Below are 22,787 nucleotides of genomic sequence, written 5' to 3' on the forward strand. Positions count from 1 at the left end.
GCCCCTCCACCGGGGCGGCCCGGCGCCGGGGTCCCGGATTCGGTGCCGCCGTGCGTTTCGCGCTCAGGCGGTGGCCGTGGGCCGGCCACTCTCCGGCCGGCCAGGCGCTGACGGCCGGCTCTGCGCCGATGGTTGGGTCTGCGCTGACGGTCGGCTCTGTGCCGATGGGCGGCGCTGTGGTGCCGGCCGGCCCAGCAGGCCGGTGACGCCGGTCATGTCCAGGATCGTGCCCAGGAACCGGGGAACCGTGTGTAGTTCGAGCGCGGTGCCGGCCTCCTGGCCCTGCCGCCAGGCGTGCACGATCACGGCCAGCCCGGTGCTGTCGATGAAGAGCAGGTCGGCGAAGTCCAGGACGACGGCGGGCGGGGCGCCGGCGAGCAGCCGATCGATCTCCTCGCGGAGCGGTCCCGCGGTGGTGTACGCGAGATCCCCACCGACCCGGATCAGCGGCGCCGCCGGGTTCGAGCGGTCGACGGTCAGGCTCAGGGGTGTCGTCTCGGGTGTCCGCCCGTGGAGTACCACGTTCACGCCTTTCCACAGGCTGCCGGTCGGCCGGATCGAGGCGATCGTAACAACCGGTCGGAGCCACCGCCCGGCAGCAGCCGACGGTCTCGTCAACTCGGGGGAGTGGGGCTGACGCGATCAGTCACCTGATCACCGGTGCCTATACTTGCCTCGCTGCAAGCGTTGCGCCCCTGTCCGCCGGAACCGATCGACCCGGCTGTCATGGATCGCCCCGTGATCCGCTAGATTTCCCCGCCAGGACGTGACCGTGAAGTCCCGTTCCCGTCAGACCAGAGGCAGGTTGCTCATGGGCGTAGACAGCCCGAACCCGGTCCGCATCCTCGTGGTGGACGACGACCCGGGCGACGTCCTCATGATCGAGGAGGCTCTCCAGGAGTCCGAGGTCGAGAAGGTCATCGACGTGGTCAGCGACGGCCAGGAGGCGATGGAGTTCCTCCGGGGGGAAGGCCGGCACACCGGGGCCGTGCGTCCGGACGTCATCCTGCTCGACCTGAACATGCCCCGGATGGACGGGCGGCAGGTGCTCGGCGCGGTGAAACAGGACGAGGATCTGCGCACCATCCCGGTCGTGGTGCTGACCACCTCCAACGCGGACACGGACGTGATCGGCAGCTACACGCTGCAGGCCAACGCGTACGTCACCAAGCCGATCGACCTCGACGACTTCAACGACGTGGTGCACCGCATCGACGAGTTCTTCGGGCGCGTGGTGGTGCTGCCCAAGCGCCCCTGACGGCGGTCCGGGTCGCCTCGCCTCGTCCACGCCGCGTCCCTCGCCCGCGCGCCTTCGCCGTGCGTGTCACCGCGGTCCACGGCGGCGCTCGCATGCTGAACAATTTTCCCGAAGCCCGGCGGTGGCACGTGGCACGGCCGAGGATCCAGAAGGGGAAGGGTTTCCGGCTGCGTGGGGGCGACAGCATGAGGTTCTCCGTCGTTGAGATCGGCTACGACCAGCGGCAGGTGGACGCCTGCCTCGATGAGCTGGCGGTCCGGTTGACCCGGCTCGCGGCGTGGGCGGAGAGCGCCGCCGGGGCCGGCCGGGAGTGGGACCGGATCCGGCAGGAGGCGACGGGGCTCTGCGGCCTGCTGCGCCGGCTCGACCCGGACGACGCCGCGGTGGTGGGACTCGCCGTCGGGCAGGTGCAGCGGGAGGCGGCCGAGATCCTGGCGCGGGCACGGTTCGAACTCGACGCGGCGCGTGAGGAGGCACAGCGGGTGCGCGAGCGGGCGTACGCCGAGGCGGTTCAGGCGCGCCGGGAGTTCGAGGCGGCACTGCACGCCCGCCGACGGCGTGTGACGCGGGTGGACGAGTTGCTCGGCGGGGTGAGCGTCGAGCCGGTGCCCGCCGATACGCCTACCGCGGCCGCAGGGGCGACCGGTCCAGGGGTGCCCGCGACCCGGGCGGGGGTGGCGGGTGTGACCGAGCCGCCGGGCGGGCGTTGACGGGGCCCGGCGCGCCGACGCCGTCAGGTGAGCGCGTCGACGACGGTGGTCGCGCGCTCCTCGTGCTGGGCGTACGCCTCGGGGAACGCGGAGATCTGCACGGACTGGGCTGCGTAGGTGAGGGCCATGTCCTGCCAGCCGGGCACCTCGAGCAGGGCGAGGTAGAACACCTTCGCCGCGTACGCCGGACGCATCAGGTCCCGTACGGTGCCCCAGCCGCTGCTGGGCCGCTGCTGGAACAGCCCGACGGAGTCGTGGTCCCAGCCGATGGCCTGGTGCGGGTAGTTCTGGGACTCGGGCAGCACGCCGCTGGCGTAGTTGTAGAGGTTGCTCTCCTGCATCGCCGTGGCCAGGGCGACGATCAGACCCCGCTTGGGGACGTGGAGCTGGCGGCCGACGTCGACGATGATCTTCGCGTTGTCCATCTGTGCCTGCGTGAGCCCGGCAACGGGTCGTGGCTTCGCCGGCTTCTTCGGCTTCTTCACCGCCTTCTTGATCGTCACCGTGGGGCTGGGTGTCGCGCTCGGGCTGGGGCTGGGGCTGGCCGGGGCGGAGGGGGCGGTGCGCTCCAGGGACCGGGAGGCGCGCTCGTCGGCCAACGCCGCCCGCTCCGCCACCGCCTCGGCCGACGGCTCGCTCCGGTCGTCCGTGTCGCTGCGGGTGCCGGCGTAGGTGGCGAGGCCGAGGCAGCAGGTGACACCGGTGGCGAGGGCGATCCGCATGGGCGTCGAGGTCAGCAGTGTGCGCACGGTGCGGCGGGGCGTTTCCGGCACGCGATGTCGCCCGTTCATCCGTTCGGAGGATGCACTATCGGTCGGACAGGTCGCCGTGTCGCGGTTGGTCAATTCCTGGGCGGAGGGGTCGTCGGGATGCACCCGCCGAGGCTAGAAACTCGAGCGTCGCCTGCCACCTGCCTGGTTGGTGGCATGCGCCACAATTTGCCACTATCCGAGTGGTCATTGTGGTCGAGCGGCCAAGAAGGTGACGAAACGTTCGTTCCGGGTATTCCTGCCATGACCGTAATGACGACATGAGCAGGGCAGATGGGTGATCTTGGCAAAGTGGGGCGGGACCACACTTCACCTCCACTGAACAGCCGATCCGCTGATAGGCCGAACAGCCAGTCAAGTGATGGGTCTAGCGGGCCACCCGCGGCAGCGGTCGATGCCTCCCGCGCCTCGGGGTCGAACCGCGGCCGGCGGTGGAGGGTCGCACCCCGCGGCGGCCGGCGCGGCCGGTTCCTCGCCGGCGCCGCCGTGCTCCTCGCCGCCGTGCTGGCCGGACACCGCGCGATACCGAACGTCCAGGGCCTCGGCAGCCTCGTCGACAGCGTCACCCCACTGCTCGGCGTGGGCGTCCCACTGCTCGCCCTCGCCGCCCTGCTGCGCCGCTCCCGCCTCGCTCTGGTCGCCGTGCTGCTGCCCGCCACGGTCTGGGCGGCGCTCTACGCGGGCGCCTGGCTCCGCTCCACCCCGGCGCAGGGTGCCGCGGCGCTGCGCGTCGCCAGCCAGAACCTGCGGGCCGGCAACCCGGACCCGGCGGCCACCATACGTACCCTCGCTTCGTCCGGCGCCGATCTGATCGCCCTGCAGGAGGTGACCGGGGACGACCGGGTGGACGCCGTCCTGGGTCACGACTACCCGCACCGGGCGACCGTCTCCACGGTCTCGCTCTACAGCCGCTACCCGATCCGTGATCGGGCCGGGGTCGACACCGGCCTGGGCTGGACCAGGGCGCTACGGGCCGTGGTCGCCGCGCCGGGCGGCGAACTGACGGTGTACGTGGTGCACCTCGGCTCGGCGCGGGCCGGCGACACCACCACCCGGGACCAGACACTCGACGCCCTGGCGGACCGGTTGCGCGCGGACCCGGCCCGGCGTCTGATCGTCCTGGGCGACCTGAACACGGCCAGCACCGACCGGATGTTCCTCCCGCTCGCCCGGCTGCTCGACGACGCGCAGGCCGACGCCGGTCGCGGGTTCGGCTTCACCTGGCCCGCCGCCGTCCCGGTGACCCGCCCGGACCATGTCCTCTACCGGGGCCTGACCGCGACCTCGGCCGGGGTGCTGCGCACGCCCGACAGCGACCACCGCGCGGTGACCGCGGGCTTCCGCTGGTAGCGGACTGCTCAACGGCGGCCGTTCTCCGCAGGGCTGACGGTGAGCCGGTGCCGGCTGTTGTCTCCGCTGGAGAACGGCCAGAGCTCGTCGGCGTGCTCCACCAGGTCGGCCAACTGCTGCCGGGTCAGCCCCGCCGAGGAGATCGACGCGTGGACGTCCGCCCGGTAGCGCCCGTCGTCGTCGCGTCCGAGCTTCGCCTCGGCCCGCACCTGCACGGTGTGCGCCTCGTCGGTGATCCGGCCGGCCGCCTCCACCGCCGCGTGGTGCAGGCAGGACGCGAACGCCGCGGCCAGCAGCTGCTCGGGACGCAGCCCCGTGCAGTGCGCGGCCAGTGGGGACGCCAGTGCGGTGGAGAGCCCCCCGTCGTCGGTGCGTACGTGGCCGCCCTCGGCGGTCGCGGCGGCCTCATGCAGCCATGAACTTGGGTCCGGCATGGCGTTCCTCCCGTTCCTCAGCGCCCGGCTACCCGACCCTCGACCGGTGAAACCGTCGCTGACACGCCGACCGCCGCGCCGTGAGCCCCTCGGCGTGCCGGTCGGCCGGGCTCGCGCGCCGGCGGGCGAGCCGCCGACCGGGCGTACGGGAGTCTCAGCGCTCGGCGAGCTGGCCGGACCGCCCGACGGCCAGGGCGGCCTCGGTCACCTGCGCGGCGGCCCGTTCGCTCCACGGGGACACCGTCGCAGGGCTGCGCCGGGGGGCCGGGGACAGCTGCAACGGCGCGTACACCCGAGCGTCCACCGCCTCGGCCAGCAGCAGCGCGGCGACGAGGCTGCTCGGCCGCGCGCCCGGCTCCTCGGTCAGGCAGCGGTGGCACAGCTCCGCCACCTCCGGTGGCAGTCCCGCGATCTCCGGCAGCGGCCGCGGCGATTCCCGCCGGCGTGGGTCGAGCAGTTGCGTGGCGCTGTCCGCCTCGTACGGCAACCGCCCGCTGAGGCAGTAGTAGAGCAGGACGCCGAGGGCGTACATGTCGGCCGCCGGGGTGGCCGGCACCCGGTCCAGCTGCTCCGGGGCGAGGTACGCGGGGGTACCCACCAGCATCCCGTCCGGTGTCGGGTCGACGGCGCCGGTCGAGGTGGCGATGCCGAAGTCGAGCACCTTCGCGCCGGCCGGGGTGAGGATGACGTTCGCCGGCTTCACGTCGCGGTGCACGATGCCGTGGGCGTGTGCCGCAGCCAGGGCGGCGCAGACCTCCGCGCAGACCCGTACCGCGATCCGCCAGTCCAGCGGTCCGGCGCTCAGGTGCACGGCGAGCGTCTCGCCCTCCGCCAGCTCCATCACGATGTACGGCGTCTGCCGGCCGGGTGCCGTCACGCAGGTGCCGAAGTCGTGCACGCTCGCCACGTTCGGGTGGACCAGCCGGGCCGCCGACCGGGCCTCCGCGCGGATCCGCTCCACCGAGGCGTCCTGGCCCGGCGACATCACCTTCACCGCGACCGGCCGGTCCAGGACCACGTCGTGGGCGCGCCACACCTCCGACATCCCGCCTACGCCGATGCGCTGTTCGAGCTCGTACCGCCCGTCCAGCGTGCGCATCGGCGGCTCCTCGTCTCCGTGGTCGCCCGCCAGTGGGCGCCTCCGGTCGCGGTACCCGACCGCCGAACAGCGCAAACCGGGGCCGGTGCCGGAGCGGTTCGGGATCGTCGCCGCGGGCCGGCTGCGGTCGCCGCGAGAAGTGCGGTAGCTTCCGAGCCGGAGCCGGCTTCACCCTGCGTGCCGGCGCGGTCACCGAGGGGGCGGCGATGGGCGAGGTGAGCGTACGGTTCATCGGCGGACCCGCCCACGACCTGGTGCGCGCGCTGCCGGCCGGGCCGGACGGCGGTCCGCCCCCGCGGTGGATCATGCGTCATCCGCGCGGCGACGAACCGGTCGGAGCTGTCGCGGAGCATCTCTACGAACGTGAACAACCGGACGCTGCCGGTGCCTGGACCATGCGCTACGTGCGTACCGACCCCCTCGGTGTCAGCGAGTGACGGCCCGCCGCCCACAGCTGGCACACAGGTTCCGCAGAAGATGGACTCAGGAACGCCGCCCACGATGGGGGGCATGGTCATGGAAGGGCACGCGGCCGCTGGCCGCATCGAGCTGCACCGCCCGGACGGCGAACCGGTCCGGGTGCTGGTGGTCGACGACGAACCGACGCTGACCGACCTGCTCGGGATGGCGCTGCGCTACGAGGGCTGGCAGGTACGTAGTGCGAACAACGGGATGGCGGCGGTGACCACCGCCCGGCAGTTCGAGCCGGACGCGGTGGTGCTCGACGTGATGCTGCCCGACCTGGACGGCTTCCAGGTGCTCCGTCGGTTGCGGGAGCACGCACCCACCGTCCCGGTGCTCTTCCTCACCGCTCGCGACGCCGTCGAGGAACGGATCGCCGGCCTGACCGTCGGCGGGGACGACTACGTCACCAAACCGTTCAGCCTGGAAGAGGTGATCGCCCGGCTGCGGGCGCTGCTGCGCCGATCCGGCCTCGCCGTCGCCGTCCGGGAAGCCGCAGTGCTCACCGTCGGCGATCTCACGTTGGACGAGGACAGCCACGAGGTACGCCGGGGCGACCAGTCGATCACACTCACCGCTACCGAGTTCGAACTCCTGCGCTACCTCATGCGGAATCCGCGCCGGGTGCTGAGCAAGGCGCAGATTCTCGACCGGGTCTGGAACTACGACTTCGGCGGGCAGGCCAACGTCGTCGAGCTCTACATCTCGTACCTGCGCAAGAAGATCGACGTCGGTCGGCAGCCGATGATCCACACGCTGCGCGGCGCGGGGTATGTCCTCCGGCCGGCGGACTGATCCGCGCCGGCGGCTCGCCGGCCGGCTGGCCGGCTGGCCGTTGCGTCGCCGGCTGGTGGTCTCCGTGGTGGCGTTGCTCGCCCTGGTCAGCATCGGCATCGGCAGCCTGACCACGCTGGCGCTGCGCCACTTCCTGATCGGCCAGGTGGACAGCCAACTCGCCATGAGCGACCGCCGCCCGGGCGGGGCGTCGCCCTGGTTCCGTGAGGGCTCCCAGCCACCGTGGCCGGGAGCGCAGTGCGGCCCCGCGGCACGCGTCCCGGAGCCACCGCGCGGATTCCCGCCGGGGTCCCTGGCGGTGTGTGTGGTCGACGGCGTCGCGACGGCGGGCACCCAGGCGCAGAGCGGCCGCGTCGAAGCGGTTCCCGCCTCGGACGTGGGTCCGCTGACGCGGTTGCGCGCCGGCGACGGTCCGCACACGGTCGACCTCGGCGCCCGCGGTGACTACCGGGCGGTGGCTCGGCAGGTGACCGGCGGGCATGTGCTCGCGGTGGCCATCCCGCTCACCCGGGTCGAGGAGACGGTCATGTGGATGGTCGTCGCCCAGGCCGGGGTGGTGACCGTCGGGCTGCTGATCGCCGCTGGTCTCGGCGCGCTCATCGTCCGGGCGGCCCTGCGCCCACTGAACCGGGTCGCCGCCACCGCCGCCCGGGTCACCGAGCTGCCGCTGGACCGGGGAGAGGTCGCGCTGTGGGTGCGGGTGCCCGGCGGGGACACCGATCCGCGTACCGAGGTGGGCCAGGTGGGTGCCGCGCTGAACCGGATGCTCGGCCACGTCGCCGCGGCCCTCACCGCCCGGCAGGCCAGCGAGACCCGGGTCCGGCAGTTCGTCGCCGACGCCAGCCACGAGCTGCGTACCCCGCTCGCGGCGATCCGGGGATATGCCGAGGTGGCCCGGCGGGGCCACGACCAGGTACCGCCCGACGTGGCCCACGCGTTGCGCCGGGTCGAGTCGGAGAGCGCACGCATGACCAGCCTCGTCGACGACCTGTTGCTGCTGGCCCGGCTCGATTCCGGGCGGCCCCTCGTCGCCGAGCCGGTGGACCTCACGGCGCTCGTTGTGGACGCGGTCAGCGACGCGCATGTGGCCGGGCCGGAGCATCGGTGGCAGCTCGATCTGCCCGACGAGCCGCTGACCATCTCCGGCGATACCGCCCGGCTGCACCAGGTGGTGGCGAACCTGCTGGCCAACGCGCGGGTACACACGCCGCCGGGCACCACGGTCACCACCACCCTGCGCGCCGAGCCGGACGCGGCGGTGTTCGGCGTGGCCGACGACGGACCCGGCATCCCCGAATCGTTGCAGGCGGAGATCTTCGAGCGGTTCGCCCGCGGCGACAGCTCCCGGTCGCGCGGCAACGGCAGCACCGGCCTTGGCCTGGCCATCGTGGCTGCCGTCGTGGAGGCGCACCACGGCACGGTCAGCGTGCGGAGCCGTCCCGGCCGTACGGTCTTCACCGTGCGCCTGCCGAACCGCACGGCCGACGGGTAGCCCGCGTACGGCGTCGCTCGGACGGGGGGGCGGTTCGCCGCCGGCGGCCCGACGTGGCAGCCTGGCAGGCATGTACCGGGAACGTCCGGCCGGCATCGCGGGCAGCATCCTCTGGACCAGCGCCGACCGGGGCGACGCCCGGGAGAGCCGGGTACTGCCGGACGGCTGCGTGGACCTGCTCTGGTCCAGCCGCGCCGGGCTGCTCGTGGCCGGTCCGGACCGGACGGCGTTCCTGAGCGTCAGCGCCCCGGGGGAGCGGTGGACGGGACTGCGTCTGCCGCCCGGCGTCGGTCCCGCCGTGCTCGGTGTGCCCGCCGACGAGCTGCGCGACGCCCGGGTGCCGCTCGCCGCGTTGTGGGGAGAGCGGGTGGTCGCCGGCCTGACCGAGCGGGCGTCCGCCGACGCGGCGTCGGTGCTGCTGGAGCTCGTGGCGCGGCGGCTGCGCGCCGCCGGTGGACCTGATCCGCTCGGCGCCCGGGTCGCCGCCGCCGCGGCGGCCGGCCTGCCGGTGGCCGCGATCGCCGCCGAGGTCGGGCTCGGCCCCCGCGCCCTGCACCGCCGCAGCCGGCAGCTGTTCGGGTACGGCCCGAAGACCCTCGCCCGGATCCTGCGGATGCGCCGGGCGCTGGCCGTGGCCCGGTCCGGTACGCCGCTGGCCGAGGTGGCCGCGCGGTGCGGCTACGCCGACCAGGCGCACCTGACCCGGGACGTGCGGGAGCTGGCCGGGGCGCCGCCGGCCGCCCTGCTCGCCGCCGGCTGACCGGCCCGTCCACGTCGTAGGGTCAACCGGCAGCGGGCAGCGGGGCGAAGAGGTCGACGCCGTTGCCGTCCGGGTCGTGCAGCACGGCGTACCGCTGCCCCCAGAAGGCGTCCCACGGCCTCAGCCGACCGTGGTGGCCGAGCTCGGTCAGCTCGGTGTACCAGCGGTCCACCTCCGCCGGGTCGGCGCAGCGGAAGGCGAGGTTGATCCGGGGGCTGCCGATCGGCGGCGTCCAGTCCGGGTCGAACGAGCGAACCGTCGTCACGTCGTCCCAGGCGATCCGGAGGCCGCCCGGCAGGGCCACCTCCACGTGCGGTTCGGTTTCGGCGCCGGCCGGGATGTCCAGGCCGAGGCGGCGGTAGAAGTCCAGCGTCCGGGCCATGTCGGTGGTGACCAGGCCGATCAGGTCGAATCGAGGTGTCATGGCCCCGACGATAGGAAGTCCCCCCGTCGGGTGTCTTGAACGAAACGGACGCGCCCGGGGTGGCCGGTGTGGCCGCACGAGGACGGTGATCGGCGTACGGTGACAGGAAAGCGGCCTTCCGGATCAAATGCCCCGAGCGTTGCCTTTCCGGGACGCCGGTCGTGACGGCGAGGAAAAGGAGCGGTTGGTGTCCCATCTGGCCTATCTGGACGCGGGATCCGGCAGCCTCATCGTGCAGGCGGTGGTCGGCGGCGTGGCCGGCGCCGCGGTGGCCGCCAAGCTGTACTGGCGCAGACTCGTCGACCGGTTCCGGCGGCAGCCCACCGACCACCGCTGATCCGGGCCGGACATGGCGATCTCCCCGGCGGGCGTACGGCCCGAACCCGGCTCGTTCCGTGACCCGGCCAACCGGGTCTTCCACGTCGGTGACGACGTGCTTCGCGGTCTCGACGCGCAGGCGGCCGAGCACTGGCGGGCGTTGGCCGGCACCGAGTTCTTCACCGCCCTGCTCACCGCCGGCAAGGTCTGCGGCACCGAGCCGGTCGAGCCGGCCCGGGTGCCCGGCGACATGCGCTGGGCCACCGTGCTGCGACACGAACGCATCCCGTTCGTCTCGCACCCCTACGAGTGGTCCTTCGCCATGCTGCGCGACGCCGCGCTGCTGCACCTCGAGATCCTGCGCGCGGCGCTGCCCGCCGGATTCACGACGAAGGACGGGTCGGCGTACAACCTCCAGTGGCGCGGCAGCGAGCCGGTCTTCATCGATGTCGGCTCGTTCGAGCCGGTCCGCGACGGAGAACCCTGGGCGGGCTATCGGCAGTTCTGCCAGACCATGCTCTACCCGCTGCTGCTCACCGCGCACCTCGGCGTGGACTTCCAACCCTGGCTGCGGGCCCGGGTGGACGGCATCGAGGCCGAGGCGGTGCGGCCGCTGTTCCGCGGGTTCCGGCGGCTGCTGCCCGGCGTGCCGACCCACCTGCACCTGCACGCCGCGATGCAGAACCGGCATGCGGAGGCCACCACCACCGACGTCCGCGCCCAGCTGCGCGCCGCCGGATACTCCCGAGAGCTCGCGCTCGCCACCGTACGCGGCATCGAGAAGCTGGTACGCCGGCTCGACCGCCCTCCGGCGGCCAGCCACTGGGTCGACTACCAGCGCACCTGCGGCTACTCCGAGCAGGATCGGGCCGGCAAGGAGCGGTTCGTGACCGTGGCGCTCGCCGACGGGCCCCGCCCGCGTCTCGTGCTCGATCTCGGTGCCAACGACGGCCGGTACGCACGCCTCGCCGCCCGTTACGCCGACCAGGTGGTCGCCGTCGAACAGGACCCGGCCGTGGTGGACACGCTCTACCGGGCGCTGCGGGCGGAGGGGGAGCGGCGGATTCTGCCGCTGGTGATGGACCTCGCCGATCCGTCGCCGGGTGGCGGGTGGCGCGGTGTGGAACGGGCCTCCTTCGCCGATCGGGCGAGCGCCGACGTGGTGCTCGCGCTGGCTGTGGTGCACCACCTGGCGATCGGGCGGAACGTGCCGCTGCCCGAGGTGGTGGCATGGCTCGCCGACCTGTGCGCCCCCGGCGCGCGGATCGTCGTGGAGTTCGTTCATCCCGAGGACCCGATGGCCCGGCGGCTGCTGGCCAACAAGCCCGAGGGGCTGTTCCCCGACTACCGGCGGGCGGAGTTCGAGCGGTTGCTCGCGCAGCGCTGCCACATCGCCCGGCGGGAGGAGCTGCCCTCAGGCACCCGCACGCTCTACACGGCGGTCGTGGGTGGCTGAGCCGCCCACAACCGCATCCCGGCCCGGGCCCGACGGCGACCCCGAGCCGCCTACTGTGGCAGCGCCGGCGAGCATCGCGGCCGATGGGGACCGCACCCCGGCGGCCGGGCCGGAACCGGCCGATGGCGACGCGGCGGGCGCCCGTCGTGGTCGCTGGGCGGCCGGACTGCGCTCCGAGCTGGGCCGGTTGCTGGAGATCGTGGCGCTGGTCGGGCTGGTGGTGACCCAGCCGTTGCTGGACGTGCTCGGTCGCAGCCCCGACTTCTTCCTGTTCCACCGGGCCGACCGGGTGCAGGTGCTGCTGCTGGTCGCGCTGATCGCGGTGGCGCCCACCGTGCCGCTGGCGCTGCTCGGCGCGCTCACCCGGCTGGCCGGACGGGTCGCCCGTTCGGTGACGCACACGCTGCTCGTCGGGCTGCTGGTCGCCGCGCTCGCCGTGCAGGTCGGGCGGCACGTCCTGCCGCTGCGAGGCGTACCGCTGCTCCTGGTGGCCGCGGCGGTCGGGGTCGCCGGCGCGGCGGCGCACCGGCGGTGGCGGGCGCCGGGCCGGGTACTGCGGGTGGCAGCCGCCGGACCGCTGGCGTTCGTGGGGCTGTTCCTGCTCGTCTCACCCACCTCGGTGCTGGTGCTGCCGCGTTCGGCCGACGGCGCGACCGGCACCGCGGCCACCTCCGTGCACCCGCCGGTCGTGATGCTGGTCCTCGACGAACTGCCGTTGGTCTCGCTGCTGGGCCCGGACGGCCGGGTCGACGCGAAGCGGTTCCCGCACTTCGCGGAGCTGGCCGCGGGATCCACCTGGTACCGCGACGCCACGGGCGTCAGCGGGTGGACGCCGTACGCGCTGCCGGCCATGCTCACCGGTCGCTATCCGGCGCACGACGCCGCACCGCACTACTCGCAGTACCCGGAGAACCTCTTCACCGCCTTCGGCGGCCTGTACGACATCCGCGCCGAGGAGAGCATCACCCGGCTCTGCCCGCCCAGCCGCTGCGAGCAGCCGGTCGCGCCCGAGCAGGGACTCGGTGTGCTGGTGCGGGAGACCGGCAAGCTGCTCGGCCAGATCACCGCGCCGCGGGACAGCCGTATCGATCCGGAGGACTCCTACCGGGAACAGACCGCGGCCGAGGCCGGGCTGGACGCGGCGGAGCTGATCCCCGACGACCCGAAGTTCCGGTGGGACAGCCTCGACGACAACCAGCCCGCCCGGTTCACCAGCTTCCTGGCCGGCCTGAAGCCGTCACCCCGCCCCACGCTGCACTTCCTGCACCTGCTGATGCCGCACTCGCCGTGGGCGTTCCTGCCCTCCGGGGCCCGCTACGACGGGCCGGAGGACCTGCCGAACGAGGGCGCCGGCTGGGTGGAGCTGGCCCGGCAGCGGCACCTGGCCCAGCTCGGCTACACCGACCGGCTGATCGGGGAGACGCTGCGCACGCTGCGCGCCACCGGTCTCTACGACCAGGCGATGGTGGTGGTGACCGCCGACCACGGGGTGAGCTTCACCCAGGGGTTCCAGGGCCGTGGCATGGACGCCATCAAGGCGGCGCCCGGCGAGGTCGCCTGGGTGCCGCTGTTCGTGAAGGAGCCCGGCCAACGCACCGGCCGGATCGACGACCGCAACTGGGAGCACGTCGACCTGCTACCGACGATGGCGGACGAGGCGGGTGTCCGGATCCCGTGGCGGGTCGACGGACGCTCCGCCCGGGCCACCCCGCGACCGGCCGGGCAGAAGCACTTCTACGACCGTCCGGGCGAGCCGACACCCATCCCGGACGGGGTGCCGAAGCCACCGCCGTTGCCGGCCGTACACCCGCTGGTCGGTACGACCGTGGCGGAGCACCCGCCGGGTGGCGGCTCGGCCCGAGTCGCGGACCTGGCCGGATTCCGCTCCGTCGACCCCGACACCGGAACGCTGCCGGCGCTGATCTGGGGGACCGTCCCGGACACCGTCCCCGACGGCACGCTGCTCGCGGTGGCGGTCAACGGGCGCGTCGGCGCGGTCGTGCCGGTGGTGCCCTCCGATCCGGGTGGCCGCCGGTTCGCCGCCCTGCTCGCCGACGACCAGCTCTTCCGCGCCGGGCAGAACCGCCTCGATGTCTACCAGATCGCCGCCGACGGCGGGTTGCGCCTGCTCGCCCTCTCCTGATCCGTCCGCTCGCTTCGTCGGTTTCCCGATCCGGACGGTCGGGAATCGGGTGACGCATACCTCACCCCGGAACCACCGTAGGTGGTGTCCCCGGAACCGCGATTACGGTAAAAGCGAAGGCAATTCAATGAAGATATGCCGGCGAAGCGAGGAACCAGATGACGGAAGTCAAGCTCGATCACCCCGGCGGCCAGCTGTCGATGCCGGTGCGCACCGCGGTCGAAGGGCCCGCCGGTATCGGGGTGAGCAAGCTGTTGAAAGAAACCGGGATGACCACGTACGACCCCGGTTTCGTGAACACCGCGGCCTGCTCGTCCGCGATCACCTACATCGACGGCGACGCGGGGATCCTGCGTTACCGCGGTTATCCGATCGAGCAGCTGGCCGAGAAGTCCTCCTTCCTGGAGGTCTCGTACCTGCTCATCTACGGTGAGCTGCCGACCGAGCAGCAGCTGACCGAGTTCACCGAGTGGATTCGGCGCCACTCGCTGCTGCACGAGGAGATGCGTCGGTTCTTCGACGGCTTCCCGCGTGAGGCGCACCCGATGGCGGTGCTCTCCTCCGCGGTCAGCGCGATCTCGACCTTCTACCAGGACAGCCTGGACCCGTTCGACTCGGAGCACGTGGAGATCTCCACGGTCCGGCTGATGGCGAAGGTGCCCACCATCGCCTCGTACGCCTACAAGAAGTCGATCGGGCAGCCGCTGCTCTACCCGGACAACTCCCTGGGCTACGTGGAGAACTTCCTGCGGCTGACCTTCGGCGTTCCGGCCGAGCCGTACGAGGTCGACCCGGTGGTCGCCAAGGTGCTGGACATGCTGTTCATCCTGCACGCCGACCACGAGCAGAACTGCTCGACCTCTACGGTCCGGCTGGTGGGTTCCAGCAACGCGAACCTGTTCGCCTCGGTCTCGGCCGGCGTGAACGCGCTCTTCGGCCCGCTGCACGGCGGCGCCAACCAGGCCGTGCTGGAGATGCTGCAGCACATCAAGGCCGACGGTGGCGACGTCCGCAGCTTCGTGCAGAAGGTCAAGGACAAGCAGGACGGCGTGAAGCTGATGGGCTTCGGCCACCGGGTCTACAAGAACTACGACCCGCGCGCCGCCATCGTGAAGAAGGCCGCCCAGGACGTGCTCGGCCGGATGGCCAAGCCGGACCCGCTGCTGGACATCGCGATGCAGCTGGAGGAGATCGCCCTCGCCGACGACTTCTTCGTGTCCCGCCGGCTCTACCCGAACGTGGACTTCTACACCGGCCTGATCTACAAGGCCATGGGTTTCCCGACCAAGATGTTCACGGTGCTCTTCGCCCTGGGCCGCCTCCCCGGCTGGATCGCCCAGTGGCGCGAGATGATCAACGACCCGGAGACGAAGATCGGCCGCCCGCGGCAGGTCTACACCGGCTCTCCGGAGCGCGCGTTCCTGCCGCTCGCCGAGCGCTGATCCGCCTTCCGGCACCATCGACAGGCCGCCGACCCAGCGAGGGTCGGCGGCCTGTCGCCTGTCGTACCGGATTCGGGCGCCGCCTCGGCGCTGAACTGTCGTGTTCGGGGCTCAGGGTTCGGGGTTCGGGGCCGGCGGTCTTCGGGGTCGGCAACCTTTGGAGCTGATGTCGTAAACGGATCGGCGATGATGTCGTAGGCGATTCAGCTCCAAAGGCGCCACGCAGCGGTATCGAGGCCCCGGGAGGCACGCCGCGCGCCCCACGCCCCGCGCCCAACGCCGCACCCCGTCCGGTGCCGGGGCCGCGACCGGGTGCGGCGTCGGGGCGTCGGGCGGGGGCCTCAGCGCAGGCCGGCGGCGGCGAGCAGGTTGCGGGCGGGTACGGGCGGCAGTGTTCGGCCCGCCGTCATGCGTTGGGCCGTACGCTCCGCCGCGAACGCGGGGCCGCCGGCGATGGCGGCCACGTACGAGCTGGCGGTGCGTCGGGCGATCGCCGACCAGCCGTACTGCTCGTGCACCATCGCGCGGGCCCGCCGGGCCAGGGCGCGCGCCCGGTCCCGGTCGGCGAGCAGCGCGTGGACGGCCTCGGCCAGCCCGTCCGGGTCCTGCGGCCGGAACGTCATACCGGTGACGCCCGGCTCGACGATTTCGGCGAGCCCGCCGGTCGCCGCGACCGCGAGCGGCGCCCCGGCCGCCGCACCCTCCAGGGCCACCATTCCGAACGGCTCGTAGATGCTCGGTACGACGAAGCAGTCCGACGCGGCCATCAGCGCGGGCAGCTCGCCGCCGAGGAAGCCGGGCATGTCGACCACATCGCCGAGCCCCAGCCGGTGTACGTCGGCCTCCAGTTCACCCCGGTAGGGGCCGTCCCCGGCGATCACCACCCGCAGCTGCGGGTGCAGCTCCCGCAGCCGGGGAACCCCGGCGAGCAGGTCCTGCACGCCCTTCTCGTACACCAACCGGCCGGCGAAGGTGACGAGCGGGCCGTCCCCGGCGAACCGCGCCCGGGCGGCGGAGACCGCGGCCCGGGGTGCCGCCCAACGGTGCGCCTCGACACCGTTGGGCACCACGTCGACCCGGGTGGAGGGAACTGCGAACAGCCCGGTCACCTGGTCGCGCATGTAGCCCGAGCAGGCGATGACCCGTGTGGAGGAGTTGCTGAGCCAGTGTTCGACGCCGTGGATGGTGCGGTTCATCTCCTCGGGCAGCCAGCCCTGGTGCCGGCCGGCCTCGGTGGCGTGGATGGTCGTGACGAGCGGGATGTCGAGGTGCTCGCGCAACGTCATCGCGGTGTGGGCGACGAGCCAGTCGTGGGCGTGGATGACGTCGTAGTCGTCGGCTTCGGTGGCGCGTAGGGCGGCGCGGGTGAGGGTGTGGTTGAAGGCCATGGTCCAGGCCAGGAGGCTGTTGGTGGCCAGGGGGAAGGTGACGGGGTCTTCGGGTGCGCGGATGATGCGGACGCCGTCGGCGTACTCCTCGAGTGGGGCGCCGTCGCTGTGGCGGGTGACGACTGTGACGTCGTGGCCGGCGGCGGCGAGGGCGACGGAGAGGGCGTGGACGTGCCGGCCGAGGCCGCCGACGAGCACCGGCGGGTACTCCCAGGACAGCATCAGGATGCGTCGCGTCGGTGGCGGCATTCCGGGACCGCCGGGCTGCGGGATCTGGGACCGGGTCAGGGTGGGCCGGCAGGTTCGGTCCGGGGCGATGGCGAGCTGCTCGCCGACCCGCAGGGTCGTCACATCTGTCTCCGTCCAGGCAGAGGCGTACGCGCCGGCGGCGATGGCGGCGTAGGCAAGGTGTTGGGCGGGATCGAGGCGCGGGTGCGTGCGGGTCCCTGAACCAGGAAAAGCCATCCGGCCGTGGCTCGCATCCCGAAAAAGGCCAAAGGTGATGGACGACACCTGAAGCGACCGCCTGTTCGAGCCGGACGCATTTCGCCCATCGGCTGAAAGGACGGATTGGCCGAACCGGGCGTGGGGCATTACCGCCGTACGCATCGTGCGGCCCGCCGTGCGGTGCGCTCATGACGCGGTTCGCTCATGATCGGAACCGAAGGAGCGACATGCAGGTCTGGCCGGGTGAGCGGTACCCCCTCGGCGCCACGTACGACGGGATGGGCACCAACTTCGCGATCTTCTCCCAGGTCGCCGAGAGGATCGAACTCTGCCTCTTCGACGAGCGGGACACCGGCGCCGAGGCTCGCGTCGAGCTGCGCGAGGTGGACGCGTACGTCTGGCACGCGTACCTGCCGGGCGTCGAGCCCGGGCAGCGGTACGGCTACCGCGTCCACGGCCCGTACGACCCGGCGAACGGGCTGCGCTGCAACCCGCACAAGCTGCTGCTCGACCCGTACGCCAAGGCGATCGACGGCGACGTCACATGGGATCCCGCGGTCTACGACTACGACCAGGCCGACCCGGATCGGAGGTCCGAGGTCGACTCGGCGCCCTTCATGCCGAGGTCCGTGGTGGTGAACCCCTACTTCGACTGGGGCAACGACAAGCCGCCGCGCACCCCGTACCACCACTCGGTCATCTACGAGGCGCACGTACGCGGGCTGACCATGCGCCACCCCGACATCCCGGAGGAACTGCGCGGCACGTACGCCGGCATCGCCACACCGCCCATGATCGAGCATCTGACCCGGCTCGGGGTGACCGCGATCGAGCTGATGCCGGTGCACCAGTTCGTGCACGACCACCGCCTCGCCGACCTGGGACTGCGCAACTACTGGGGCTACAACACCATCGGCTTCTTCGCCCCGCACCACGGCTACTCGGCGACCGGCCACCTCGGCCAGCAGGTGCAGGAGTTCCGCGGCATGGTGCGGGCGCTGCACTCCGCCGGCATCGAGGTGATCCTCGACGTGGTCTACAACCACACCGCGGAAGGCAACCACCTCGGCCCGTCGCTGAGCTTCAAGGGCATCGACACACCGAGCTACTACCGCCTGTCCGAGGAGGATCGGCGGTACTTCGTGGACTACACCGGCACGGGCAACAGCCTCAACGTACGCAGCCCCCACTCCCTTCAACTGATCATGGATTCGTTGCGGTACTGGGTCACCGAGATGCACGTCGACGGGTTCCGCTTCGACCTCGCCGCCACGCTGGCCCGGGAGTTCTATGAGGTCGACCGCCTCTCCACGTTCTTCGAGGTGGTGCAGCAGGACCCGGTGGTGAGCCAGGTCAAGCTGATCGCCGAGCCGTGGGACGTCGGCCCCGGCGGCTACCAGGTGGGCAACTTCCCACCGGAGTGGACGGAGTGGAACGGCAAGTACCGGGACACCGTGCGGGACTTCTGGCGTGGTGAGCCGGCGACCCTGGCCGAGTTCGCCTCCCGGATCTCCGGCTCCGCCGACCTCTACCAGGACGACGGGCGCCGCCCGTTCCACAGCATCAACTTCGTCACCTGCCACGACGGGTTCACCCTCACCGACCTCGTGTCGTACAACGACAAGCACAACGAGGCCAACGGTGAGGAGAACCGGGACGGGGAGAGCCACAACCGGTCGTGGAACTGCGGTGTCGAGGGGCCGACCGACGACGACGCGGTGCTGGCCCTACGCGCCCGGCAGCGGCGCAACTTCCTCGCCACGCTGATGCTCTCCCAGGGCGTGCCGATGATCGGGCACGGTGACGAGCTGGGCCGCACCCAGCAGGGCAACAACAACGCGTACTGCCAGGACGGCGAGCTCTCCTGGGTGGACTGGGACAACGCCGACGAGCAGTTGCTGGACTTCGTCCGAACGTTGGTCGCGTTCCGCCGCCGGCACCAGGTGTTCCGCCGCCGCCGCTTCTTCACCGGTCTGACCGTCGGCGGCCGGGAGGCCGACGCCCCGTTGCCGGACCTGGCCTGGTACACCCTGGACGGCCGGGAGATGACCGGCGACGACTGGGGCAACGACTTCGGACGCTCCGTCGCGCTCTTCGTCAACGGTGAGGGCATCCGCGAGCGCGGCCAGTACGGCCAGCGGCACCACGACAGCTCGTTCCTGCTCTGCTTCAACGCCCACGACGCGCCGTTGGACTTCACCCTGCCCGGCAGCGAGTTCGGGCAGAAGTGGGAGCGGGTCATCAGTACCGCCGAGCCGGACCCGGACGGGGTCACCGTGATCAGCGCGGGGGGCACCATCCGGGTGCCGGACCGCTCCCTGGTAGTGCTGGAGAGGACGGTCTGACGATGTCCGTCGCCCCCGAACGGACGAGACGAACACCCCGTCGACCGCGCGGATCGGCGCCACCTACCGGGTGCAGGTACGCCCCGGGTTCGACATCGACTGGGAGCGCGGCCGGCTGCTGCTGCCGGTGCTGGCGGACACGGCCGACGCCCTCGACGGTCTGAAGATCGTCGACGGTGAGCTGCGCTACCACGAGCCTTCGAGCGGGCGCTGCACGCGGCGGTCGACCGGATGTACGACGACCCGCAGCTGCGCGCCGAGCTGACCGCGTTCGCCGCCGACATCACCCCGCCCGGCTGGTCGGACTCGCTGGGGCAGAAGTTCGTGCAGCTCGCCGCACGCTGCGGCTGCGCCGCCCCGTCCCGACCTGTTCACCGGCGACCGCCCGGTTGCGGCGCACGGCGCGACACGCTTCTGTCGCTTCGCCGACACAACGTGACCGACGTGTTCACCGGGCGGGTCTACAGTGGGTCTGAGCTGCTCCTACAAGATCTGTTGAGCACCTATCCCGTCGCCCTCCTCGCTCCCGTCGATCTCGTGGAGGCTGCCGCATGACCGAGTTCACGGTGTGGGCGCCCGAGGCCGCCCGGGTCCGGCTGCGCCTGTTCGGCGGCACCGACCACGAGATGCGCGCCGAGGCCGGCGGGTGGTGGCGGGTCGGCGTGCCCGACGTCGGGCCCGGCACCGACTACGCCTTCCTCCTCGACGACGACGACTTCGCGCTGCCCGATCCGCGCTCACCGTGGCAGCCCGACGGTGTGCACGGCCCGAGCCGGGTCTACTCCCACGACGCGTTCGCCTGGACCGACGACTCCTGGGCCGGCCGGCAGCTGCCCGGCAGCGTCCTCTACGAGCTGCACGTCGGCACGTTCACCCCGGAGGGCACCTTCGAGTCGGCCATCGAGCGTCTCGACCACCTGGTCGCGCTCGGTGTGGACCTGATCGAGCTGCTGCCGGTCAACGCGTTCAACGGTGAGCACAACTGGGGCTACGACGGCGTCTGCTGGTACGCGCCGCACCAGCCGTACGGCGGTCCGGACGGGCTGAAACGCCTGGTGGACGCGGCCCACGGCAAGGGACTGGGGGTGATCCTCGATGTCGTCTACAACCATTTCGGGCCCTCCGGGCACTCCGGGGCCTACGCGCCGCTCTTCGCGCCGTACCTCAGCGAACAGAGCAACCCCTGGGGACGCATGGTCAACCTCGACGGCCCGCACTCCGACGGCGTCCGCCGCTGCATCATCGACAGCGTCCTGATGTGGCTGCGCGACTACCACATCGACGGCCTGCGCCTGGACGCGGTGCACGCGATGCCCGACTCCCGCGCGGTGCACCTGCTGGAGGAGATCGCGGTCGAGATGAAGGCGCTGTCGACGCAGCTGGGGCGGCCGTTGTCGCTGATCGCGGAGTCGGATCTGAACGACCCACGGCTCATCACCCCGCGCGATGCGGGCGGGTACGGCCTGCACGCCCAGTGGAACGACGACGCCCACCACGCGCTGCACACGCTGCTCACGGGTGAGCGGCAGGGGTACCACGCCGACTTCGGGTCGCTGGAGGCGCTCACCGACGTGCTGACCGGTGCGTTCTTTCACGCCGGCACCTGGTCCAGCTTCCGCCAGCGCCACCACGGCCGGCCGGTCGACCGGCAGCGTACGCCTGGGCGCCGGTTCGTCGCGTACCTGCAGAACCACGACCAGATCGGCAACCGGGCCACCGGTGACCGGATCTCCGCCTCGCTGTCGCCGAGCCTGTTGCGGGTCGGCGCGACGTTGCTGATGACCGCGCCGTTCACGCCGATGCTGTTCATGGGGGAGGAGTGGGCGGCCACCACCCCGTGGCAGTTCTTCACCTCGCAGCCGGAGCCGGAGTTGGCGGCCGCGGTGGTGACCGGGCGGCGGCGGGGGTTCGCCTCGCACGGGTGGCCCGAGGGGGAGGTGCCGGACCCGCAGGACCCGCAGACGTTCGTCCGGTCCCGGCTGGACTGGGCCGAGCTGGACAAGCCGGAGCACCGGGAGATGCTGGACTTCTGCCGGCGGCTCATCGCGCTGCGCAAGAGCCGGCCCGACCTGTCCGACCCGCGGCTGACCGCGGTGAGCGTGCAGCACGGTGATCAGTTCCTGGTGATGCGCCGGGGAAACACGCTGGTGGCGGCGAACCTGGCGGCCCGGGCGCAGGGGATCTCGCTGCCCGGCGTGGCACGGCAGGTGCTCCTCGCGACGGGCGAGGGCGTCACGGTCATGCGGGACCGGATCCAGTTGCCGGCGGAGACGGCCGCGATAGTGGCGCTCTGAAGTTGATGCCGGCGTGCATGGCAGGAGCCAGCAGTGCGAGTCGACCGAATGACCAATGCTCGTCGTGCGGTGTCTCGGCGGGGCGTTGGCCTGTCCGCGAAATGCGCCGCCAGCTGCCCGTCGCCTGCCCCGGCCGGCCGGCGTTCGGCCGCGCGCAGCGCCGGGGTGCGGCACCGAGCCGCAGGTCCCGGCACGCTCAAGGGGGCGGCCGACCGTCTCGTTCGGCAGCAGCCCGACGCCGGCCACGGCCGTCTGACATTCTCGATATCCGCCGCTTGCCAACGGATCTGATGGCACCCTGATCGCGGTGAGTGCGGTCGCGAACCCGGGAGAGGCGGCATCGGGATCAGGGTGAACGGCTTCTGATGCGTACCGCGTTGATCGTGTTGGCCGCACTGGCGGCGGCCGTGGTCGTGGACCTGGTCTCCGGCGTGTTGGTCCGCCGGGTTGCCCGTGGCCGCTATAGCTGGCTGCTGGAGCCGCTGCGGCTCGCCTGCCGTCGCCCGGCGGCCGCGGTCCTGCTGGCCGCAACGCTGTTCTACGCGCTGCCGCCCGGACCGGACGCGTGGCAGCGTTATTCGCGGCACGCCATCCTGCTGGTCCTGGTCACCGTCTGTGCGTGGCTGGTGATCAAGGCATTGCACGTCGCCGAGGCGGTCGCGTTCAGCCGGCTGCCGAGCGATCCGGTCACGAGCCGGCGGGTCCGGCGGGCCCGTACCCAGATCCGTCCGGTGCGGCGGCTCACGGTGGCCATTGTCACGGTCGTCGCGGTCGGCCTGATCCTGATCACCTTCCGGCCGGTACGCCTCTTCGGCGTCTCCGTTCTGACCTCGGCCGGGGTGGTCGGCGCGGTGATCGGCCTCTCCGCCCGAACCGCGCTCGGCAACGCGTTCGCCGGCATCCAGGTCGCCTTCGCCGACGGGATGCACGTCGGCGACGTGCTGGTGGTGGACGGCGAATGGGGTCGGGTGGAGGAGGTGAAGCTGACCAACGTGGTGATCCGGCTCTGGGACGAGCGGGTGCTCATCCTGCCGACCACGTACTTCACCGAGCAGCCGTTCCAGAACTGGACCCGGAACGAGTTTCGGGTGGTCGGCAAGATCCAGTTACATGTCGACCATACCGCCGACCTGGACGACCTGCGCCGGGAGGCACGCCGACTGGTCGAGTCCTCACCGCTGTGGGATCGAGACCAGTGGGTGCTCCAGATGGTCGACGCCACCCCGCAGACCGTGGTCATCCAGGTGCAGGCCTCGGCCGCGGACGGCGCCAGCGCCTGGGACCTGCGCTGCGACCTGCGCGAGGGACTGGTCCGCTACCTGCGCGACCAGCACCCCCAGTGGCTGCCCCGCACCCGCAGCCAGTACCAGCCCTGACCACCGATTCGGCGTCACCGCCGG

General features: G+C 72.1%; 22 protein-coding genes. 16 read left to right on the plus strand and 6 right to left on the minus strand.

Going from position 1 to position 22,787, the window contains the following annotated elements:
* Positions 1–63: 63 nt before the first annotated feature.
* Positions 64–528, minus strand: a complete 465-nt coding sequence (locus ABZS42_RS23830) for an STAS domain-containing protein (RefSeq protein WP_355148723.1) — start codon at positions 526–528, stop codon at positions 64–66.
* Between the two features lie 283 nt (positions 529–811).
* Between ABZS42_RS23830 and ABZS42_RS23835 the strand changes: the two genes are divergently transcribed.
* Positions 812–1,258, plus strand: a complete 447-nt coding sequence (locus ABZS42_RS23835; protein WP_355148725.1) for a response regulator — start codon at positions 812–814, stop codon at positions 1,256–1,258.
* Positions 1,259–1,443: 185 nt separating this feature from the next.
* Positions 1,444–1,968, plus strand: a complete 525-nt coding sequence (locus ABZS42_RS23840) for an ATPase (protein ID WP_355148727.1) — start codon at positions 1,444–1,446, stop codon at positions 1,966–1,968.
* A gap of 23 nt (positions 1,969–1,991) precedes the next feature.
* Here the strand turns inward: ABZS42_RS23840 and ABZS42_RS23845 are convergent, their stop codons facing one another.
* A complete protein-coding gene (locus ABZS42_RS23845) occupies positions 1,992–2,843 on the minus strand; it encodes a hypothetical protein (protein WP_355148729.1) in 852 nt (283 codons plus the stop codon).
* A 381-nt stretch (positions 2,844–3,224) separates the two neighbouring features.
* Between ABZS42_RS23845 and ABZS42_RS23850 the strand changes: the two genes are divergently transcribed.
* Positions 3,225–4,088, plus strand: coding sequence for an endonuclease/exonuclease/phosphatase family protein (locus ABZS42_RS23850; protein ID WP_355148731.1), 864 nt, complete (start codon positions 3,225–3,227; stop codon positions 4,086–4,088).
* Between the two features lie 8 nt (positions 4,089–4,096).
* On the opposite strand, the gene ABZS42_RS23855 is transcribed toward ABZS42_RS23850, so the two are convergent.
* Positions 4,097–4,522 (minus strand): OsmC family protein, encoded by a 426-nt coding sequence (locus ABZS42_RS23855; RefSeq protein ID WP_355148733.1) that lies wholly within the window; start codon positions 4,520–4,522, stop codon positions 4,097–4,099.
* A gap of 154 nt (positions 4,523–4,676) precedes the next feature.
* Positions 4,677–5,621, minus strand: a complete 945-nt coding sequence (locus ABZS42_RS23860; RefSeq protein WP_355148735.1) for a serine/threonine-protein kinase — start codon at positions 5,619–5,621, stop codon at positions 4,677–4,679.
* A 206-nt stretch (positions 5,622–5,827) separates the two neighbouring features.
* Here ABZS42_RS23860 and ABZS42_RS23865 point away from each other — a divergent pair, with 206 nt between their 5' ends.
* From ABZS42_RS23865 to ABZS42_RS23880, 4 genes are all read left to right on the plus strand, one after another.
* Entirely contained in the window at positions 5,828–6,058 is a 231-nt protein-coding gene (locus tag ABZS42_RS23865; RefSeq protein ID WP_355148737.1) for a hypothetical protein, read from the plus strand.
* 79 nt (positions 6,059–6,137) lie between these two features.
* Positions 6,138–6,878, plus strand: a complete 741-nt coding sequence (locus ABZS42_RS23870; RefSeq protein ID WP_355148823.1) for a response regulator transcription factor — start codon at positions 6,138–6,140, stop codon at positions 6,876–6,878.
* A gap of 25 nt (positions 6,879–6,903) precedes the next feature.
* Positions 6,904–8,370, plus strand: a complete 1,467-nt coding sequence (locus tag ABZS42_RS23875) for a HAMP domain-containing sensor histidine kinase (RefSeq protein WP_355148825.1) — start codon at positions 6,904–6,906, stop codon at positions 8,368–8,370.
* Between the two features lie 70 nt (positions 8,371–8,440).
* Positions 8,441–9,130: a helix-turn-helix transcriptional regulator gene (locus tag ABZS42_RS23880; protein ID WP_355148739.1), complete on the plus strand. Its 690-nt coding sequence runs from the start codon at positions 8,441–8,443 to the stop codon at positions 9,128–9,130.
* Positions 9,131–9,152: 22 nt separating this feature from the next.
* Here ABZS42_RS23880 and ABZS42_RS23885 read toward each other — a convergent pair whose 3' ends face one another.
* The gene (locus tag ABZS42_RS23885; protein ID WP_355148741.1) at positions 9,153–9,554 is read right to left on the minus strand and encodes a VOC family protein; all 402 of its coding nucleotides are present in this window, start codon (positions 9,552–9,554) and stop codon (positions 9,153–9,155) included.
* Positions 9,555–9,741: 187 nt separating this feature from the next.
* On the opposite strand from ABZS42_RS23885, the gene ABZS42_RS23890 reads away from it, so the two are divergent.
* The 4 genes from ABZS42_RS23890 to ABZS42_RS23905 all read left to right on the plus strand — a co-directional run bounded on the left by ABZS42_RS23890 (position 9,742) and on the right by ABZS42_RS23905 (position 14,913).
* Positions 9,742–9,891, plus strand: coding sequence for a hypothetical protein (locus ABZS42_RS23890; protein ID WP_175649291.1), 150 nt, complete (start codon positions 9,742–9,744; stop codon positions 9,889–9,891).
* A 12-nt stretch (positions 9,892–9,903) separates the two neighbouring features.
* Positions 9,904–11,328, plus strand: coding sequence for a class I SAM-dependent methyltransferase (locus ABZS42_RS23895; protein ID WP_355148743.1), 1,425 nt, complete (start codon positions 9,904–9,906; stop codon positions 11,326–11,328).
* A 166-nt stretch (positions 11,329–11,494) separates the two neighbouring features.
* The gene (locus ABZS42_RS23900) at positions 11,495–13,471 is read left to right on the plus strand and encodes a sulfatase-like hydrolase/transferase (protein WP_355148827.1); all 1,977 of its coding nucleotides are present in this window, start codon (positions 11,495–11,497) and stop codon (positions 13,469–13,471) included.
* A gap of 158 nt (positions 13,472–13,629) precedes the next feature.
* Entirely contained in the window at positions 13,630–14,913 is a 1,284-nt protein-coding gene (locus ABZS42_RS23905; RefSeq protein WP_355148745.1) for a citrate synthase, read from the plus strand.
* A gap of 341 nt (positions 14,914–15,254) precedes the next feature.
* Here the strand turns inward: ABZS42_RS23905 and ABZS42_RS23910 are convergent, their stop codons facing one another.
* The gene (locus ABZS42_RS23910; protein ID WP_355148747.1) at positions 15,255–16,652 is read right to left on the minus strand and encodes a glycosyltransferase family 4 protein; all 1,398 of its coding nucleotides are present in this window, start codon (positions 16,650–16,652) and stop codon (positions 15,255–15,257) included.
* A gap of 323 nt (positions 16,653–16,975) precedes the next feature.
* On the opposite strand from ABZS42_RS23910, the gene glgX reads away from it, so the two are divergent.
* From glgX to ABZS42_RS23935, 5 genes are all read left to right on the plus strand, one after another.
* Positions 16,976–19,093 carry a glycogen debranching protein GlgX gene (gene glgX / locus ABZS42_RS23915; RefSeq protein ID WP_355148749.1) on the plus strand — a complete coding sequence of 706 codons (2,118 nt, stop codon included), beginning with the start codon at positions 16,976–16,978 and terminating at the stop codon, positions 19,091–19,093.
* Between the two features lie 70 nt (positions 19,094–19,163).
* Complete coding sequence (locus tag ABZS42_RS23920) at positions 19,164–19,358, plus strand: hypothetical protein (RefSeq protein ID WP_355148751.1); 195 nt, start codon at positions 19,164–19,166, stop codon at positions 19,356–19,358.
* Positions 19,325–19,648 carry a hypothetical protein gene (locus ABZS42_RS23925; protein WP_355148753.1) on the plus strand — a complete coding sequence of 108 codons (324 nt, stop codon included), beginning with the start codon at positions 19,325–19,327 and terminating at the stop codon, positions 19,646–19,648. Before ABZS42_RS23920 ends, ABZS42_RS23925 begins: the two co-directional genes overlap by 34 nt.
* On the plus strand, positions 19,645–21,387 hold the full coding sequence (gene treZ / locus ABZS42_RS23930) for a malto-oligosyltrehalose trehalohydrolase (protein ID WP_355148755.1): 1,743 nt from the start codon (positions 19,645–19,647) through the stop codon (positions 21,385–21,387). Before ABZS42_RS23925 ends, treZ begins: the two co-directional genes overlap by 4 nt.
* Positions 21,388–21,752: 365 nt before the next feature.
* Complete coding sequence (locus ABZS42_RS23935) at positions 21,753–22,763, plus strand: mechanosensitive ion channel domain-containing protein (RefSeq protein WP_355148757.1); 1,011 nt, start codon at positions 21,753–21,755, stop codon at positions 22,761–22,763.
* Positions 22,764–22,787 lie beyond the last annotated feature (24 nt).

The organism is Micromonospora sp. NPDC005367, from assembly GCF_040606825.1.
Lineage (GTDB): Bacteria > Actinomycetota > Actinomycetes > Mycobacteriales > Micromonosporaceae > Micromonospora.

Coding starts and splice junctions, on each gene's coding strand:
- ABZS42_RS23835 (WP_355148725.1), top strand. CDS start 812: ATGGGCGTAGACAGCCCGAACCCGGTCCGCATCCTCGTGGTGGACGAC.
- ABZS42_RS23840 (WP_355148727.1), top strand. CDS start 1,444: ATGAGGTTCTCCGTCGTTGAGATCGGCTACGACCAGCGGCAGGTGGAC.
- ABZS42_RS23855 (WP_355148733.1), bottom strand. CDS start 4,522: ATGCCGGACCCAAGTTCATGGCTGCATGAGGCCGCCGCGACCGCCGAG.
- ABZS42_RS23860 (WP_355148735.1), bottom strand. CDS start 5,621: ATGCGCACGCTGGACGGGCGGTACGAGCTCGAACAGCGCATCGGCGTA.
- ABZS42_RS23865 (WP_355148737.1), top strand. CDS start 5,828: ATGGGCGAGGTGAGCGTACGGTTCATCGGCGGACCCGCCCACGACCTG.
- ABZS42_RS23870 (WP_355148823.1), top strand. CDS start 6,138: ATGGAAGGGCACGCGGCCGCTGGCCGCATCGAGCTGCACCGCCCGGAC.
- ABZS42_RS23880 (WP_355148739.1), top strand. CDS start 8,441: ATGTACCGGGAACGTCCGGCCGGCATCGCGGGCAGCATCCTCTGGACC.
- ABZS42_RS23885 (WP_355148741.1), bottom strand. CDS start 9,554: ATGACACCTCGATTCGACCTGATCGGCCTGGTCACCACCGACATGGCC.
- ABZS42_RS23895 (WP_355148743.1), top strand. CDS start 9,904: ATGGCGATCTCCCCGGCGGGCGTACGGCCCGAACCCGGCTCGTTCCGT.
- ABZS42_RS23905 (WP_355148745.1), top strand. CDS start 13,630: ATGACGGAAGTCAAGCTCGATCACCCCGGCGGCCAGCTGTCGATGCCG.
- glgX (WP_355148749.1), top strand. CDS start 16,976: ATGCAGGTCTGGCCGGGTGAGCGGTACCCCCTCGGCGCCACGTACGAC.
- ABZS42_RS23925 (WP_355148753.1), top strand. CDS start 19,325: ATGTACGACGACCCGCAGCTGCGCGCCGAGCTGACCGCGTTCGCCGCC.
- treZ (WP_355148755.1), top strand. CDS start 19,645: ATGACCGAGTTCACGGTGTGGGCGCCCGAGGCCGCCCGGGTCCGGCTG.
- ABZS42_RS23935 (WP_355148757.1), top strand. CDS start 21,753: ATGCGTACCGCGTTGATCGTGTTGGCCGCACTGGCGGCGGCCGTGGTC.